General features: G+C 63.3%; 1 rRNA gene and 1 pseudogene. One reads left to right on the top strand and one right to left on the bottom strand.

What is annotated here, in order from left to right:
- Positions 1-128: 128 nt before the first annotated feature.
- Positions 129-575: pseudogene (locus tag CSQ99_RS30625) on the top strand (dihydrofolate reductase family protein); the annotation flags it as partial.
- 96 nt (positions 576-671) lie between these two features.
- On the opposite strand, the gene rrf reads toward CSQ99_RS30625, so the two are convergent.
- A 5S ribosomal RNA gene (gene rrf, locus CSQ99_RS30620) occupies positions 672-786 on the bottom strand.
- Positions 787-790 lie beyond the last annotated feature (4 nt).

Below are 790 nucleotides of genomic sequence, written 5' to 3'. Positions count from 1 at the left end.
CTTCCCAACCAGCGCGCCAACGCCGGTCTTGATCGAGATCCTGTTTCCGTGATGATCATCCTCGGGAAGGTGCGCCCACTTTCACGCCACCTCGCCGAGGCTCATCCACAGGTTCTGATCATTGCTCGCGGGAGACCGCCCTATCGTTCTACGGGCGGCGACTCTACGAACTGATGTCCGCGTACTGGCCGACCGCCGACAAGACCCCAGACGCCACCCCTCTGATCGTCGACTTCGCGCACATCTGGCGCGACATGCCGAAGGTCGTCTTCTCGCGCACCCTGGAATCCGTCGACTGGAACTCCCGCCTAGAGCGCGGCGACCCCCTCGAGGTGGTGACGAAGCTGAAGGCCGAAACCGACGGCATTCTGGAGCTGGCCGGCGCGACGCTGGCGGCGCCGATCGTGCAGGCCGGTCTGGTAGATGAGTACCGGATGGTCGTCGCGCCCACCGCCGTGGGCGGCGGCACTCCGTTCTTACCGACACTGCCGTCATGGATCTCGCTGCGACTGTTAGAGAACCGCACCTTTCCCGGCGGCACGGTGCTGCTGCGCTACGAGGCAAAACACGACTGATCGGACAAGCGCGGCCTCCGCCGATGTCGCCGTCGCGAAGTGCCACAAATGCCTTTGCCCCCCAATAGAATTGGGGGGCAAAGGGCTTTAATTTGTGTTCGGCGGTGTCCTACTTTTCCACCCGGGTTGGGTAGTATCATCGGCGCTGGCAGGCTTAGCTTCCGGGTTCGGGATGGGTCCGGGCGTTTCCCTGCCGCTATTGACCGCCGTAACTT

The sequence above is a fragment of the Mycobacterium neglectum genome, from assembly GCF_002591975.1.
Taxonomy (GTDB): domain Bacteria; phylum Actinomycetota; class Actinomycetes; order Mycobacteriales; family Mycobacteriaceae; genus Mycobacterium; species Mycobacterium neglectum.
Note: the sequence above shows the minus strand (reverse complement) of the source record. Positions and strands in the feature narration are given on the sequence as shown.